This window comes from Kineosporia sp. NBRC 101731 (assembly GCF_030269305.1).
Classification (GTDB): domain Bacteria; phylum Actinomycetota; class Actinomycetes; order Actinomycetales; family Kineosporiaceae; genus Kineosporia.
In genome coordinates this window covers 23,676-39,434 of the sequence record NZ_BSTC01000016.1, presented here as the reverse complement: position 1 = coordinate 39,434, position 15,759 = coordinate 23,676, and the positions used below count along the sequence as shown (strand labels likewise).

16 protein-coding genes are annotated in these 15,759 nt (G+C 68.9%); 4 read left to right on the top strand and 12 right to left on the bottom strand.

Annotated features, from left to right (window positions below; translation table 11 throughout):
• Positions 1-291: 291 nt before the first annotated feature.
• Positions 292-660, bottom strand: a complete 369-nt coding sequence (locus tag QSK05_RS30840; protein WP_285600908.1) for a hypothetical protein — start codon at positions 658-660, stop codon at positions 292-294.
• A gap of 309 nt (positions 661-969) precedes the next feature.
• Here QSK05_RS30840 and QSK05_RS30835 point away from each other — a divergent pair, with 309 nt between their 5' ends.
• Both QSK05_RS30835 and QSK05_RS30830 read left to right on the top strand, forming a co-directional pair.
• Positions 970-1,953: a helix-turn-helix domain-containing protein gene (locus QSK05_RS30835; RefSeq protein ID WP_285600907.1), complete on the top strand. Its 984-nt coding sequence runs from the start codon at positions 970-972 to the stop codon at positions 1,951-1,953.
• Positions 1,904-2,113 (top strand): DUF397 domain-containing protein, encoded by a 210-nt coding sequence (locus QSK05_RS30830; protein ID WP_285600906.1) that lies wholly within the window; start codon positions 1,904-1,906, stop codon positions 2,111-2,113. Before QSK05_RS30835 ends, QSK05_RS30830 begins: the two co-directional genes overlap by 50 nt.
• Positions 2,114-2,213: 100 nt before the next feature.
• Here QSK05_RS30830 and QSK05_RS30825 read toward each other — a convergent pair whose 3' ends face one another.
• The gene (locus QSK05_RS30825) at positions 2,214-3,050 is read right to left on the bottom strand and encodes a helix-turn-helix transcriptional regulator (RefSeq protein WP_352303228.1); all 837 of its coding nucleotides are present in this window, start codon (positions 3,048-3,050) and stop codon (positions 2,214-2,216) included.
• 183 nt (positions 3,051-3,233) lie between these two features.
• Positions 3,234-3,740: a peptide deformylase gene (gene def / locus QSK05_RS30820; protein WP_285600904.1), complete on the bottom strand. Its 507-nt coding sequence runs from the start codon at positions 3,738-3,740 to the stop codon at positions 3,234-3,236.
• Positions 3,741-3,864: 124 nt separating this feature from the next.
• On the opposite strand from def, the gene QSK05_RS30815 reads away from it, so the two are divergent.
• Together QSK05_RS30815 and QSK05_RS30810 are read left to right on the top strand one after the other, a co-directional pair.
• A complete protein-coding gene (locus QSK05_RS30815; RefSeq protein ID WP_285600903.1) occupies positions 3,865-4,077 on the top strand; it encodes an RNA-binding S4 domain-containing protein in 213 nt (70 codons plus the stop codon).
• A 58-nt stretch (positions 4,078-4,135) separates the two neighbouring features.
• Positions 4,136-6,370: a putative bifunctional diguanylate cyclase/phosphodiesterase gene (locus tag QSK05_RS30810; protein ID WP_285600902.1), complete on the top strand. Its 2,235-nt coding sequence runs from the start codon at positions 4,136-4,138 to the stop codon at positions 6,368-6,370.
• Here the strand turns inward: QSK05_RS30810 and QSK05_RS30805 are convergent.
• From QSK05_RS30805 to QSK05_RS30765, 9 genes are all read right to left on the bottom strand, one after another.
• Positions 6,367-7,101 (bottom strand): SprT-like domain-containing protein, encoded by a 735-nt coding sequence (locus QSK05_RS30805; protein WP_285600901.1) that lies wholly within the window; start codon positions 7,099-7,101, stop codon positions 6,367-6,369. The genes QSK05_RS30810 and QSK05_RS30805 overlap by 4 nt on opposite strands.
• Before the next feature lie 178 nt (positions 7,102-7,279).
• The gene (locus QSK05_RS30800) at positions 7,280-8,299 is read right to left on the bottom strand and encodes a glycoside hydrolase family 26 protein (RefSeq protein WP_285600900.1); all 1,020 of its coding nucleotides are present in this window, start codon (positions 8,297-8,299) and stop codon (positions 7,280-7,282) included.
• Positions 8,300-8,378: 79 nt separating this feature from the next.
• Entirely contained in the window at positions 8,379-9,806 is a 1,428-nt protein-coding gene (locus QSK05_RS30795; RefSeq protein WP_285600899.1) for a glycoside hydrolase family 15 protein, read from the bottom strand.
• A gap of 157 nt (positions 9,807-9,963) precedes the next feature.
• Entirely contained in the window at positions 9,964-10,647 is a 684-nt protein-coding gene (locus QSK05_RS30790; protein ID WP_285600898.1) for a DUF3618 domain-containing protein, read from the bottom strand.
• Positions 10,644-11,069 (bottom strand): phage holin family protein, encoded by a 426-nt coding sequence (locus QSK05_RS30785; protein ID WP_285600897.1) that lies wholly within the window; start codon positions 11,067-11,069, stop codon positions 10,644-10,646. The genes QSK05_RS30790 and QSK05_RS30785 overlap by 4 nt, the downstream gene beginning before the upstream one ends.
• Positions 11,066-11,848 carry a hypothetical protein gene (locus QSK05_RS30780; RefSeq protein WP_285600896.1) on the bottom strand — a complete coding sequence of 261 codons (783 nt, stop codon included), beginning with the start codon at positions 11,846-11,848 and terminating at the stop codon, positions 11,066-11,068. The genes QSK05_RS30785 and QSK05_RS30780 overlap by 4 nt, the downstream gene beginning before the upstream one ends.
• A gap of 127 nt (positions 11,849-11,975) precedes the next feature.
• A complete protein-coding gene (locus QSK05_RS30775) occupies positions 11,976-13,445 on the bottom strand; it encodes a SulP family inorganic anion transporter (protein ID WP_285600895.1) in 1,470 nt (489 codons plus the stop codon).
• An 89-nt stretch (positions 13,446-13,534) separates the two neighbouring features.
• Entirely contained in the window at positions 13,535-14,860 is a 1,326-nt protein-coding gene (locus QSK05_RS30770) for an MATE family efflux transporter (protein WP_285600894.1), read from the bottom strand.
• 102 nt (positions 14,861-14,962) lie between these two features.
• Positions 14,963-15,667 carry a DedA family protein gene (locus QSK05_RS30765; RefSeq protein WP_285600893.1) on the bottom strand — a complete coding sequence of 235 codons (705 nt, stop codon included), beginning with the start codon at positions 15,665-15,667 and terminating at the stop codon, positions 14,963-14,965.
• Positions 15,668-15,759 lie beyond the last annotated feature (92 nt).

Sequence of the window (15,759 nt, the reverse complement as noted above, 5' to 3'; positions counted from 1 at the left end):
GCGGTTGTTCCCGAGCCCGGCCGCGCCTGTCAGCGCTGATGAGTGCCGATGAGTGCCGATGAATCCCGATGAATCCCGAGCAGTCCCGAGCAGTCCCGATGAGTCCCGAGCAGCTCTGAGCAGCTCTGAGCCCAGAACCCCGGGAGAACAGACCGTGGCTCGGCCCCCGCCGGCCCCGGATGGAGCACCGCACGGAGCAACGCGTGGAGGGATACGCGTCGGCGAGGGCCGAGCCGTTCAAAGGATTCGTCGTCGAGATCGGCGACGGCGAATCAGCAACGCAGCAGCCGGTCAGACCAGGAGCACGATCTGCCGCCAGGACTCGTCCGTGAGCCGGTAGCAGGTGTTCCCGATGGCCAGGACGAGCGCCCCCAGGTGTACGGACCAGACAACGTGGTCGGCCTTGAGCGGAACAGCTCCCGAAGCACCCAGCCAGCCGGCGAACGACCGCCTCGACATGGCTGCTACCTCAACCAGTTCGTGCTTCAGATGCACACTTTCGCGCCGAACCTCGATCTCGGCGGGTGGCGCGGGCCAGCCCCGGCCGTTCACCAGGTCGATGCGGAACCGCCCGACCCACTCCACGGCCCCGGCCGCCGGCCCCGCCCCGGGCCACGGATCCAAAATTCTCGGGACACGCTCAGCGGCAACCAGATTCACGCCATGGACGGAACGTGTCGACTGCAGCGGAAGACCGCGAATCCCAGAAACATGCGCCCCAGGCGACGATCCAGGCACAGGTTTCACACCAGGATCAGAATCCCCTGAATTTTCCACCACCAAGCCTCTCTCACAGCTCCACGGCCCTGATGCGATCGGACCTCGACTCCCAGGCTTCTTGAGATGACGGCATCTAACTCCTTCGCCACCGAATTGACAACTATCAGAAGCCGTTTGCTGAAAAACTTACAGCAAATCACTACCGGCTAATCAAACTCACCAGTAGATGGTGTTCAATTGCCTGACAAGATGAATCAGATGGAAAGGTCGAGCGCCATGCCTGAACCTGCCGGGGCCATCGGAATCGCCTTGCTTCGCCGCCATATCGGTCGCCAGTTCGAACGACTCCGCATACAGGCCGGTCTCACACAAGACCAAGCTGCGGAACGGGTAGAACTGAGTAAATCCACACTCATCCGAATGGAGAACGGTACGGACGGCGTGAAGTTCCGCGACGTGCAGGTCCGGCACATGCTGGAGCAGTACCGGGCCCCGGAACCCGACCGCGAGGTACTCATGGCCCTCACGGCCGAGACCCGGCTCGGCCCGCGTAAATCCTGGTGGCACGACTACACCGAGACCTCGCTACCTCCGTGGTTCGCCATGTACGTCTCGCTGGAAGACTCGGCGGCGACGATCCAGTACTACGAGCAGGAGCTGGTTCCTGGCCTGTTGCAGACCAAGTCGTACGCCGAGCGGGTCATGCAGGTCCCGGCCGGGTTCGTCGGCGAGGCCGAGGCGGCGCGCCGCGTACAGGCCCGTCTGGCCCGGCAGTCGCTCCTCACCCGCCCGATGGCCCCACGTCTGGAGGTGGCGATGGGAGAGGCCGTGCTGCACCGGCTGCTGGGGATGGGCTCCGGCATCGCGGGCGAACAGCTCCGGCATCTGCTCGACGTCACCCAGCGCCTGAACGTGGAACTACGCGTCGTTCCCTGGTCTGCCGGAATGCACGGAGGCGTTGCCAGTGGGGGTTTCATTCTGTTGCATTTCCCTCGCGACCCGATCTCGGGTGAGCCGCTGGAACCACCAATGGCGTACTCTGACCTGCTGACTGGCGCTATGTATCTGACCAAATCCGCAGAGGTAGAAAGTTACCAACTGGTCTGGTCAGATGTCATGAAAAGTTCGCTGGATCCAGGCGCGAGTCGAATGCTCATCGCAACCTTCCTGGAAGGACTCGAAATTGACGGAGAACCTCACTCCCGAATGGTTCAAGAGCCGCCGCAGCGGTAACGGCAACGCGTGCGTCGAGGTGGCTACGAACCTGCTGCCCAGCACGGGGCAGATTCTCCTGCGCGACAGCAAGAACCCCGATGTCGCCCCGTTCGCCTTCACCCGGGCCGAATGGGAAGCGTTCGTCGGCGGAGCGAGAGACGGCGAGTTCGATATCTAGCTGCAGACCACTTCATCCGCAGAGCAGTCCCCGCTGAACCGGAGGCCGGCGAATCCTCCTAGCGGTATCGCCGGCCTCCGCATCCGAAGAATAAAAAGCTTCAAGAAACGAACTGCTGATTTCCCAGCACGCCCAGCAACTGTAACTTTTCGTAACCCTCCGAACCCGGTTGGGCAGTGAACACCAGCAACATCTGGGCCCGGTTGTCAGTGAAGAGTTTCTGGCAGTCCACCTCGATGTCGCCGAGTTCCGGATGCACGATCGTCTTGTGGTCGGTCTCCCGCACCCCGACCTCGTGCCGTACCCAGATCTCCACGAACTCCTCGCTGACGGCCGACAGCGCGCTCACCAGGTCGGCGGCCCGCCGGTCGCGCGAGAGCCCGGCGACCGCCCGCAGCGCCGCGACCTGAATCCGGCTCTGGTACTCGTGATCCCGTTCCGGATAGTGCCGGCGCTCGGCGGGATCGGTGAACCACCGGTACACGGCGGAGCGAGCGCTTCCGGTGTGCGCCACCTGGTCACCGATCAACGCGGTGGCCAGCCGGTTCTGCACCAGGGTCTCGCCCAGGTCGGACACGATCATGGCCGGGGTGTCGTCCAGCCGGTCGTACACGCGCATCAGCCCCGGTGCCACGTGGTCGGAGCGCATCACCCGGGTGGGCGCGTTGTGCCCGGTGATCCGGAACAGGTGATCACGCTCGTCCAGGGTCAGGCGCAGCGCCCGGGCGATCGACGCGATCATCTGTTCCGAGGGCTGCGGTCCACGGCGCTGCTCGAGCCGGGCGTAGTAGTCGGTCGACATCTGCGCGAGCGCGGCCACCTCCTCGCGCCGTAACCCGTGCGCCCGGCGACGGGTCCCGGCGGGCAGACCGACGTCCGCCGGTTGCAGGGCCTCCCGGCGCCGGCGCAGGAAGTCGGCCAGAGCATCACGATCCACGTCGTCCATCATCAGCCCTGTTCGGAGGGGCAGCCAGGGATCACCGATCCCCCTGTGCCGGATCCCGATGCTGGCTGATCCCGATGAAGGACGTCCGGGAGACTCCGGTCCATCGGTGACCGAAACGTTGGGTGACCCGAGAGACTCGTGCTGAGCCGCGTCGTCAAGGCACCTCAATGCCCCTCAATGCACCGTCTCGACCTCGGCGCGAGCCCGCTTACGCACCTCACCCGACAGCCGGTCGAGGTAGACCTTGCCGTTCAGGTGGTCGGTCTCGTGCTGCAGGCAGCGCGCGACCTCGTCCTCACCGGTGATCTCGATCGGCGCACCCGTCTCGTCCTGCCCCACGACGGTGGCGCGCACCGCGCGGGCGGTCGGGAAACTGTGCCCGGCGACGGAGAGACAGCCCTCCGGGGCCGTCACGGTCTCCTCGGAGAGCTCGGTGAGGCGCGGATTGGCCACGACGGCCACCACCCCATCGCAGTCCATGACGAAAAGCGAGTGTGAGAGCCCGATCTGATTGGCCGCCAGCCCTACCCCACGAGCCTCGTACATGCTCGCGAACATCAGCTCGACCGTCTGGGCCAGCGACGCGTCGAACACCGTGACCGGGTCGGCCTTGGTGCGCAGCACCGGGTCACCGAGCTGCCGGATCGGGGCGGGCACAGGAGTACGCGGGGTCTTGGCCACGAACCCAAATCTAGATCATGATCGCCGGTGCGGGGCCCGCCCGCAGGGCCGCGCGGTGGCCGTCGGCTCGACGCGCACCCCTGCCCTTTTGGGACGACAACCCGATGACCTGCATCATGACCCTGTGCCAGATGTCGAGATCAATGACGAGTACATCCCCCTGGGGACCTTCCTCAAGCTTGCCGGGGCCATCGGCAGCGGCGGTGACGCCAAGCTCATGATCGCCGCGGGTGACGTGGACGTGAACGGCGAGCCCGAGATCCGGCGCGGACGCAAGCTGCGCCCGGGCGACGTGGTCACCACGGCGGGCGGCACCTGGACCGTGGTGCCGGGCTGAGCCCTCTCAAGCCCCTCCCCGCCGGCGCCGATGACGGCTCGACGGGGAGGAGCAGGGCATGCGGACGAACGCCGATTCACCGATCCGCGTCACGATCACGTCCCTCTTCACGATCGCCCTGGTGGCGGCCGAGTTCGCCCTCCTGGTCGGCGTCTACCGGCGCACCGAACCGGTGCAGCGGCAGGAGCTCCTGCAGGCCCGGATGGAACAGCAGGTCACCGACACCATCGCCTTCTCGCAGGACGGCGTCGCACTGCTGCCTCGCACCTTCCGCGCCCTGGACGGCCTGGCCCGGGCGGGAGTGAGCCGGGAAGACCTGGCCGGCACCCGCAAGGCGGCCGAGGCCCTGGCTGCCTCGCCGACCGACCCCCAACGTCTGGTCACGCTCGCCGAACAGGCCCGGGCCCTCGGGCGGACCCTGACCGACCGGCACCAGGCCCTGGACCGGCAGGCCCAGATCATCTACGGGTCGCTACTGATCATCGTCTCGATCGGCTGGTTCGCCTGGTTCCGCCGGCTGGTGCAAAGACACCGGGCCCTGCAACAGGCGGTCACCGAGAAGGAGGCCGTCACCGCCGCCGAGCAACGGCTCCTGGCCCTGGTGCAGAACGGCACCGATGTGGTGACGGTGTTCGACCTGGACACCCGCACCAGCTACGTCAGTCCCTCGGCCACGGCAGTCCTCGGCGTGCCGGCGGAACAACTGATCGGCACCCGCCTGGCCGCCCTTCTGCAACCGGAGGACGTCAACCGTCTCGTGCACCTCCTGGCCACCCTGCGGGCGGGCGAGGACTCGGCGGTGAAACTCTGGATCCGCCATGCCGACGGCCGGCTGCTGGTGATCGAGGGCATGCTGGCGAACCTGCTGCACGAGGAGGTCGTGGGCGGGTTCGTGCTGACCTTCCGCGACGTCACCGAGCGGCAGGCACTGGAGGAACGCCTCACCCACCAGGCCTTTCACGACTCCCTGACCGGCCTGGCGAACCGGCAGCTGTTCGCCGACCGGCTCTCCCACGCGCTGGTGCGGCGTCCGTCCCAGCAACAACCCCGGCACCCCCTGGTGGTGCTCTTCATCGACCTGGACGACTTCAAGCACATCAACGACCGGCTCGGGCACGGCACCGGCGACAAGGTGCTCGAGGTGATCGGCCGGCGCATCCGCGGGGCGACCCGGGCGGGCGACACCGCGGCCCGCCTGGGCGGTGACGAGTTCGCGGTGCTCCTGGAGTACACCACCCTGGCCGAGGCCGAACCACTGGCCCAGCACCTGGTCGACCTGATCGCCGAGCCGATCGTCATCGACGGCTCCAGCCTGCTGGTGACCGCGAGCGTGGGCCTGGCCGAGGCCGTCCCCGGTGAGATCAGCAGCGAGGAGACCCTGCGCAACGCCGACGTGGCGATGTACTCGGCCAAGGACCGCGGCAAGAGCACCGTCGCGGCCTACGACTCGCACCTGCACGCCGAGGCCCTCGACCGGCTGGAACTACGCGCCGACCTGCAACGGGCGATCTTCGGCAACGAGCTGGTGCTGCACTACCAGCCCACCGTCGAGCTGGAGACCGGCAAGATCGTCGGCTTCGAGGCCCTGGTGCGCTGGCAGCACCCGGTGCGCGGCCTGCTCTCCCCCGCCGCGTTCGTGCCGATGGCCGAGGAGACCGGCCTGGTGGTGCAGCTGAACACCTGGGTCCTCTTCCAGGCCTGCCGGTTCGCAGCCGCCCTGCAGGGCGACTGGCGTCGTCCGGGCATGGCGGTGAACATCTCCGCCCAGCAACTGGTGCGGTCCGACTTCGTCGGGCAGGTCAACCGGGCCCTGGCCGAGTCCGGCCTGCCCGCCGACCGGCTCACCCTGGAGATCACCGAAAGTGTGGTGCTGCACGATCTTGAGGACGTCATCCCGCGGCTCTCGCAGTTGCGCTCACGAGGAGTGCGGGTCGCGGTCGACGACTTCGGAACCGGCTACAGCTCGCTGGCCTACCTGACCGAGCTGCCCATCGACGTGCTCAAGGTGGACAAGTCGTTCATCGACCGGGTGGCCTCGGACGCCCAGGGCGCCAGCGTCACCGAGGCGATCATCGCGATGAGCCACACCATGAACCTCTCCACCGTGGCCGAGGGGGTGGAGGTGGCCGAGCAGGCGGCCTGGCTGCGCCAGGTGCGCTGCCCGATCGGCCAGGGTTACTACTGGTCACGACCGGTGGACGAGGACGGCGTGCACGACCTGCTCGCCCGTCCGACGAACGAGCTGGGCGGCAGCGCCGACCTCGTCAGCTACCGGACCGTGGTGCCCTTCTAATACCTCTCCACCTGCGAGAACGGCACCGTGAGGAGCTGGCGCCGGACCTGCACGTGGTAGCGGGTGCGGCCGATCCGGACCACCTTGCCGGTGGTGCCCGCGTACTTGCCCGGGCAGATCAGGCGCACCCGGGTGCCGATCGGGAAGAGCGCGGCGTCGCGGCCGGTGACGGCCGGTTCCGGGATGGCGCCCCGGGCCGCGACCGCGGGCTCCGGCCGGCCCGGGCGCACCCGCTGCACCACCCAGCGCCGCTCGGCCACGTAACTCGGGTGCATCGGCACGACCTCGCCGTTACGCGTCCAGTCGAGCAGGGACGCCGGGTCGAAGGCCCGGGAGCACTCCCCGCACGACTGCACTCGCACCGGCTGCCGGTGCCGGGTGATCGAGTGCCCACGCGGGCAGGTACCCCGCCACGGCCCCGGGGGCCGGGGCGCGTCCTGCGGCAGGCAGCGGGTGCCCGAGCACCCGATGGCCCGGGCCTGGGCCTGCCAGATCTCGTCGTGCCCGTGGGCCGGGCCGACCAGTGCGTGCGCGATCTCGTGCAGCACCGTCTCGGTGACCTCGGCCCGGCTGTGCAGTTGCGCCAGCACCCGGCTGAGCCCGATCTCCCGTGGCTCGGCCCGGCAGATGCCGGCCCTGGTCTTGGCGTTGTCGAAGACGAGGCGCCAGTCGGACAGCCCGTGACGCCTCATGAGCCCGACTGCGAGCGCCCGCGCCTGGATGAGCTCCACCCTTGCCGCTCCCTCACCAAACGATCTGTAGGTGGAGATGAGAGTAGGCGCACCCACCGACAACTTGGGACCGCAGTGCCGGTTCTGTGGAAAAGTTCTTCCAGCGGCGAACATCACTGTCTGCTAGCACTTTTCAACCCCAGGCTACGAGTGCACAATGCACTGCGAATGCCTTGCGCTACGAAGCGTCCCGGGCCTGCCTGATCGCGGACCGAACCTGCCGGCGGTACTCGGCCCTGGCCTTGGGGTTGAGACTCAGTGCGCCCGCGTGGGCCGGGTCGGTGTCGTTGAAGTACCCCTCGTAGGCCAGGTTGTCCTGCTGCGATGTGAAGAAGCTGAACATCTTCTTCATGTAGTTGGCATTGTCACCACCGCCGTGCCCCTTCCAGGCATAACCCGGGTAGAGGCCCCACTCCGGCACGCTCAGTCGCTTGCCCTTACGCCGGGCGAAGGCCGCCCAGTACTTCAGGCCCTGGTTGCCGTTGAGCTGCTTGTCCCAGCCGGCCCGGGTGGTCACGGCCGGGTAGCCGTCGTAGGTGTCGATGCCGACGAAATCCACGTACTTCTTGCCCGGCCAGGCCTTCGTGGCATCGCTGAGGGCATCGCCGACGCCCCGGTTGACCGTCCAGTCCCAGCGCAACTTCGGGGCCTTCGCCTCGGCGGCGGTGAAGATGCGGCGCCAGCACTTCACGAACGCCTGCGGCCTGTAGGCCGCCCAGTCCACCCAGGTGCCGTTGAACTCCCAGGCGAGCCGGATCACCGTGCGCTGGGACATGCCCGAGTCGGCGGCGTTCTCACCGAACGCCTTCCAGTAGGTGTCGTAGCGGCCGGCGGCGCAGGCGGCCAGCGAGTAACCGCGGCCCTCCGGGAACGGCGCGCTGCTGATGACCAGTGTCTGCGGGGCGTTCTTCCAGGTCCGGTACAGCCACGCGGGGTTACTGACGGACTCCCAGTCGGTGCGGCCGGAGTACACCACGGCGACGTCGGAATCGACGCCGCGCTGCCGGCCGAACTCCGTCTGCGCGGAGGGCACGTAGTCGGGCATGAACGCGCCACTGGCCCAGGGCATCCCGGACTGGGTGGCCGGGATCCGGGGAGTGACGGCCGTGGCCGGCTCCACGCCGGTCAGGGTCGCGAGTATCACCCCCAGGCCGAGAGCAGGGATCACACCGAATGAGAGCCAGCGTCTGATTTTCACGACATCCCCGAGGACAGAGCGGCGGGCGAGTTACCGGACGTGACGGTAGCACTCCGCTGCGTGACTACTGGGGCGCCACTCAGAGCCGGGCGGCCGTCAGCACCATCAGCGCGTCCGACCAGATCAGTGGGGCCGGCCCGGCCGGTGCCCCGGTGCTGATGACCTTCTCCGGGACGGCACCGTAGGTGGTGCTGTGGTCACGGAGCCAGTTCATCCACCACTGCGCCGCACCGGTGTCTCCGATGGAGGCCGCGGTCAGGGCGAACAGCGAGGTCTGCGGGGTCCAGCTGATGCCGTCGTCGCGCCATCCCACCCCGGGGGCCAGGCCTCCGGCGGATCGTTCCATCTCCCGGCCGGCCCGGTTCCAGGCCCGCACCACCGAGGCGGTGGCCTTTCCGGTGAAGGGTGGCAGCAGGAACGCGACCGATGCGTCGGACACGTCACCACCCAGTTCGCGGGGGTACCCGTGCGCACCGAACTCACGGGTGATGCTCCGGCTCAGCCGCTGCTCCCGGGACTTCGTGGACTGCGCCGTGGTGCGGGCACCGAGCCTGGTCTGAAGGGTGGTCGCCGATCTCAGGCCCAGCGCGATCGGCGCGGCCGTGCCCAGGCTGAGGCGGTACATCGGCACCTCCCAGTAGTCCTGGGAGTGCGGGGGCAGCGCGTCGTCGGTGTCGGTCAGCCGCAGGGCGGCATCGGTAGAGGCGTCGATCATCGGACGCAGCACGGTCAGCGCGTTCTCGGCCTCCGGCGCCGGCAGCGACTGCACCAGCTGAAGGGTCGCCCACAACACCCAGCCGACCCCGTCCGACTGCTTGCCCCTCGCGTCCGGCACGCCGGTCTCGTCCGGTCGGTAGCGGGCCTCGAAGACCCCGTCCACGGGCTGCTGGCGCTGTAGGAACTCCAGCACGCGCAGTGCGTCGTCCGGATGCCCCGCGTCGATCAGAGCCACCGCCGCGAACGCGGCGTCCCGCGGCCAGACGTACCGCCAGGCGGCCGGCCAGGCGGCCAGGGAGGCACCGTTGTCCAGCAGCAGGGTGTGGATGTCGAGCAGCGCGGTCTCGACCATCTGCGCGTACGGCCCGTCGTCGCCCCCCGGGATCGTGCCCTCCTCGATCCACTGCCGCTGGCCCTCGGCCAGCGCTTCGGACCTCGCCGAACTCTGCGCCGTGACCGTGGTTCGGGTGAGAACGGCAGCCGAGTCCGGGGTCAGTACCCGGGTGCCGGGGTAGAACTCCACCACCGCCGGGTCGGTACCCGGCCTGATCGGGATGCGCTGCCCGTCCGGCCCGATCCCGACGACCTCGGTCAGAAGGGGCGTGGCAACGTTCTCCGAGCGTTCCCGCCGCTGTTCGATCCGGATCACGAGCGCTGTGATCGCGAGCATCACGACCACGATCGACACGATCCGCAGGACTCTTCTTCCCCCGGCCGAGGACGACGGTCGCCGCCCCTGGCCCACCACCTCGCCACGCTGGTCTTCCGGGGCAAGGTCGAGCAGGCTCACGCGCCCACTGTCCCCCATACGTATTCCATCGCACGCTCCGCCCCCGAGGTTGACACCGAAGCGTGACCACTAAGAAGGGGACCGAGGGGCGGATCAGGGCGCAACGGTTGCGACAAGACCCGCCCTTCGGTCCTTCGGGGGCGTTCGCACCAAACCGTCAGGAACGCGACTCCTGTACCTGTTCCTTGGCCTGCACTCCCTGGTCCCTCACCTGCTGACCGGCGGAGGTGGCCTCGTCCTTCACCGTCTGCGCGGCGTCGGTGGCGGTGGAACGCACGGAGCCGGCCGCTTCCTGGGCACTGCCCCGCAGGTTCTCACCGACCTCCTTGGCCACCTCGGTCACCGGGCCGGTGACGGTGGAGGCGTTCTCCTTCAGCTTCGTCACGGCCTTCTCCTCCTGCCGGGTGGCGGGAAGGAGCGAGCCCAGCAGCATGCCCGCGCCGAACGCGATCAGACCGGCGGCCAGCGGGTTGCCCTCGGTGCGGGCCTTGACCGCACCCGGGGCTCCGGCCACGGCCTGCTGGGACGAGGACGCGGCGTCGCTCACCGCCGACCTCGCGTCCCCCAGGGTCGACGACGTGCTCTGGCCGGTGCTCGTGGCAGTTCCCATGACCTTCTCCTTCGCGGTTCCGGCGGAACCCATCACCCGGTCCCGGGCCGAGCCCGCGGCGTCCTTCACCTTGTCCACCTGACGCTTGGCGACGTTGCCCGGCCGAACCGTCTCGGCGAGCGTGTTCACGTCGGTGCTGAGTTCCTGGCGGGTGTTCTCGATCCGCGCCCGGATCTCCTCCGGCGACTCCGCCGTCGTCGGTGACGTTGACGAATTGGTCTGCTGGCTCATCGGATGTTCCCCTCGTTGCCCTTGACCGCGTCCGGGATGCGCTTGACGCTGTCGGTCGTCCGGGGCAGCCCAGGAGCCGCCTTGATCTGGTTGCGGCCGAGAACGCCCAGCACAGCGGTGATCACGGCCAGGACGAGCGCCACCACCAGGGCGGACCAGCCGTGGCCGATCTGTTCGCCCAGTGACCACCAGATGGCGATCAGCAGGAACAGCACCGTGAAGTGCGCGGCAATGCCTGCCGCACCGAGCATTCCGGCGCCCTTGCCGGACTGCTTCGCCGACTGCCGCAGCTCCGCCTTGGCGAGCTCGACCTCCTGGCGCATCAGCGTGGACAGGTCGCGGGTGATGTCGCCGAGCAGGTCACCGATCGAGGGTGACCCGCCGGTCGGGGTGGGAGCCGGAACCCCGTGACCCGCGCTCACAGACGGCTCCCGGCAACGGTTTCCTCGTAGCGGGTGGTCTCCACGATCTCCGTGCCGTCGGTGCCGTCGGTGTCGTACCGCTCGTACGACGCGTAGGGCTCGGGCTGTACGTACTCGTTCACGGGTGCATCGGCACGGCCGGTCTTCCCGGACCCGGCGTCAGTTTTCGCGGACTCGTGGCGGGCCTCGCTGATCGCGCCCCGGGTCAGGCGCCCGGCGATCAGGCCCGCGCCTGCGGCAATCGCCAGGAACGTGCCGGGACGGCGCCGGGCGAAGTCGGTGACCTCGCCCAGCAGGGCGCCCGGGTCACGCTGGTCGAGCCAGCCGGCCACGTCACCGGCCCGGCCGGAGACCTCCCGCACCAGGTCGGAGGCGGTGCCCGAGTTCGCGCCGTCGGCCATCGACTCGAGTTCGGTGCTCAGCGAACGCACCCCCTCGGCCAGCCGCTGCTGCTGTGTGGACGCCTGCCCGCGCAGCTCCTCACGGGTCTGTGCGTACAGGTTCTTCGCCTGGTCAGCGGCTTCCGAGGCGACACCGGCGGCCTGCTCACCGGCCACACCGGCCACGTGCTGGCCGGCCTGCGCCGCACCGTGACCGACGTTGGCGGCCTGCTCCCGGGCGACATCCTCGGTGGAATCCGAACCGCCGGCGGAATCCTCGACATACGTTTCGGTGTAAGCAGTTTCGGCGTACTCCACGGGCGCGGTGGGGTCGTACACCGGCTCCGTGGGCGTGGTGGGGTTCTGGGCGCGCAGGGGCGCACCGAATTCGTCGGCCATAAGAGCCTCACAAAGGGAATTGGTGCGTGAAGAGCCGAGCGGCTGTCTGCACTCGCTCTGACCTTCGCACCGGCCGGGGATAGCGCAAGTGGACTTACCCCGCCGAAATACCCCGACCACCAAACAATCAGCCGCCGAGCGTGCCCGCCAGACGCCCGTGCATGGCCTCGCTGTGCGGATCGAGGCCCACGATCGTGACCTCCTTGCCCCGGGCACCGTACTTGGTGCGGATCGCGTCCATCGCGGCGACCGAGGAGGCGTCCCAGATGTGGGCCGTGGTCAGGTCGATGACCACGCGATCGGGGTCCTGGGTGTAGTCGAACTGGTGCACGATGTCGTTGCTGGAGGCGAAGAACAGCTGCCCGTGCACCTGGTAGGTCTTCACCGAGCGGTCCGGCGAGAGCTGCGAGGTGACGGTGACCAGGTGTGCCACCCGACGGGCGAACAGCACGCTGGCGGCCAGCACCCCGACGATCACGCCGTAGGCCAGATTGTTCGTGGCCACCGTGACGGCGACGGTCACGACCATCACCGAGGTCTCGCTGCGCGGCATCCGCCGGAGCGTGGCGGGGGCCACGCTGTGCCAGTCGAAGGTGGTGGCGGCGACCACGACCATCACCGCGACCAGCGCCACCATCGGCATCCGGGCCACCACCGGACCGAGCAGCAGAACCAGCGCCAGCAGCCAGGCCCCGGCCAGGAAGGTGCTGAGCCGGTGCCGCCCACCGCTCTTCACGTTGATCATGGTCTGGCCGATCATCGCGCAGCCGCCCATGCCCCCGAACAGGCCGGCGGCCAGGTTGGCCACGCCCAGCCCCCACGACTCCCGGGTCTTGTCCGAGCCGGTGTCGGTGAGGTCGTCGACCAGCTTGGCGGTCAGCAGCGTCTCGAGCAGACCGACCAGGGCCAGGCCGATCGCGTAGGGCAGGATCGTGCTCAGGGTCTGGAACGTCCACGGGATGTCGGGCAGACCCGGCATCGGCAGGCCGTCCGGCAGCGCCCCCTCATCGCCCACGGTCGGCACCTGCAGGCCGAACCCGATCGCGATCGCCGTCACCACGACGATCGAGACCAGTTGCGCCGGAACGGCGGTGAAGACCCGCGGCAGGAACACGATGATCAGGATCGACAGGGCCAGCAGCGGGTAGACCAGCCACGAGACGTCGAACAGGTGCCGCAGCTGGGCGCTGAAGATCAGGATGGCCAGGGCATTGACGAAGCCGATCATCACGCTGCGCGGGATGAACCGCATCAGCCGGGCCACGCCCAGCACCGCCAGCAGGAACTGGATCGTGCCGCCGAGCAACACCGCCGCGATCACGTACTGCAGCCCGAATTCCCGGGCCAGCGGCGCGATCACGAGGGCCACCGAGCCGGCCGCGGCAGTCACCATGCCCGGGCGGCCACCGGTGAAGGCGATCACGACAGCCATGACGAACGAGGTGAACAGGCCCACGCGCGGGTCCAGCCCGGCCACGATGGAGAACGAGATGACCTCGGGGATCAGCGCGAGCGCGGTGACCAGCCCGGCGAGGGCCTCCACCCGCAACACCCTCCCGGAACGCAGCCATGAGACATTGCTGAGAACGGCACTCACGGCCTTCCCTTTCCTTCAGAGCATCGAGACCCTAACGCTAGGGCAGATTTCGGGCATGGTGGACGCGGGTCACGACGAGGGCGCCCCGGTCACCGGGCGGAGCGCTCCGGGAGCGCAGAGTTCCGAGAGGCAGAGTTCCGAGAGGCAGAGTTCCGAGAAGCAGAGTTACGCAAGAACTGGGCCCACAGCGTGAGCGCCCCGATCACGTGCGCGGCCACCAGCCCGGTCGCCGCGCCCCGCACGCCGTTCAGGTTCGCGCCGACGATCCCCAGGACGAGCAGCAGCGCAGCCCTGATCAGCCAGGCGCGACGCAGAGCCTCCAGCCGGCCCAGGGCCCGCAGGGCCAGCACCGGCCCGGCACCCAGACCCACCATGACCACGCCGATCACGGCCGGTTCGAGCACCTCGCTGGCGCCGTCCCAGCTCTGGCCGGACAGGTGCAGGCCGAGCCACTCGGGCACGGCGGTCAGCGCCGCGCCCCACAGCCCGGCGATCAGGCCCAGCCCCAGCCCGGCCAGCAGCGCCGGGCGCATCAGGCTCTGCTCCCGCTCGGCCCGGGTGGCGAACGACGCCCGCAGCAGGGCGGAGGTGCCGCTGATCGCCAGATAAGCCGGCACCAGGAACATCTGCGCGGCCCAGAGCGCACCGATCGCGGCGATCCCGACCACGCCACCGATCAGGCAGTAGGCCAGGTAGAGCGAGCCCAGGCCGAGCAGGTAGTCGATACTCAACCGCACGGTCAGATGCCGGTTCAGGGCGAACCACAGCGGCACCTCGCGCAGCGTGGGGGTGAGCCGGGCCAGCAGACAGCCCACCCCGGCGCTCAGCAGGGCGACGGCACCCCAGCCCGCGGTGATACCGACCATCGAGTGGTGTCCGGCGCCGATCAGCAGCCCGACCACGGCGAACTGCACGGCTGCGCCGGACAGCCCGAGCACCAGCGCCGGCCGGGGACGGCCCGCGGCGATGAAGACGAGACGGAAGCAGTCCTGCACGAGGAGCCCGGGCAGGGCCAGGCCGACGGCGAACACGGCCGTCCGGATCGGCCGGCCCGGCAGCACGGCGGAGACCAGGCAGCAGAACGTACCCGCGGCCAGGCCCAGGGCCACGGCCGCTCCGGTCGCGTTCCGCGCGGCCTGCCGGCGCACGCTCGGTACCGCGTCCCCGAACTGGATCAGGAAGACGTCACTGACCATGGCCCGGGTGATGCCGAGGGCGAACCCGGCCAGCAGCACCACCACGCCGAAGACGCCGAAGGCGTGCGCCTCGACGGAACGGGCGACCACGAACGACAGCCCGACCACCGTAAGACTGGAAAGCACCTGGTCGGCGACCCGCCACCGGATCCGCGAACGGAGCGACGGCTGCCCCGGCCCCACCGGGGGCACCGTCCCCGCACCCACGACCTGCGTCACGCACCCACCCCAGCTGCCGAAGAACCCTTACGTAGCGAGAGGGTAGACGGTCACGACTGAGAGCGAGCTGACATTCGCGAAGGAGGCCGACCGATCACCCGTTCAGACCCGGGTGCGATCCCTTTTCGCGCGAGGATCCGTGCCGTGCCGGGACGGCGTGCGGCGGTACTGCACGACGCGCCGGCCGATGCCGAAGGCGAGCAGGCCGAGGATGACCGCGTAGAGAATGTAGTCGAGGTACTGCGCGTACGACTCGACCTTCTCGTACTGCGTGCCGAGCGCCATGCCGGCGCCGATCAGGATGCCGTTCCAGATGCTGGTACCGAGCAGGGTCCAGCCGGTGAACTTCCACAGCGACATGCCCGCAGCCCCCGCGGGCAGCGAGATCAGGCTGCGCACGCCGGGCACGAAACGGCCGGTGAACACCGCCACGGAGTCGTACTTGCTGAACCAGTCGGCCGAGGCGTAGACATCGCCCGGATCGACGAGGGGAATCTTCGCCGCGAGCCGGGCGGCCCGCTCCAGGCCGATCTTGGCCCCGAGCCAGTAGAGCACCAGCGAACCGAGCACCGACCCGAGCGTGGCCAGGACGAACACCGCCGCCAGGCCGAGTTCACCGACCTGCACCTGGTACCCGGCCAGAGGCAGCACGATCTCGCTCGGGATGGGCGGGAACACCACCTCGAGGAAGCTGAGGGCTCCCACCCCGATCGCGCCGAGTTCAGCGGTCAGGTCGAGCACCCAGCCGGTCAGTCCCCCGATCTCCGAAGAGTCGGTGGTGCCGGAGGTGGCTTCACGGGCTGTCATCGGTGGCAGAGCGAGGGCAGTCACACAGCATTCGACTGCCCGCGATGCCTGCCGAGTTCCCGATCAGGCCGTTTCGTGGCGTGGGTCACGTC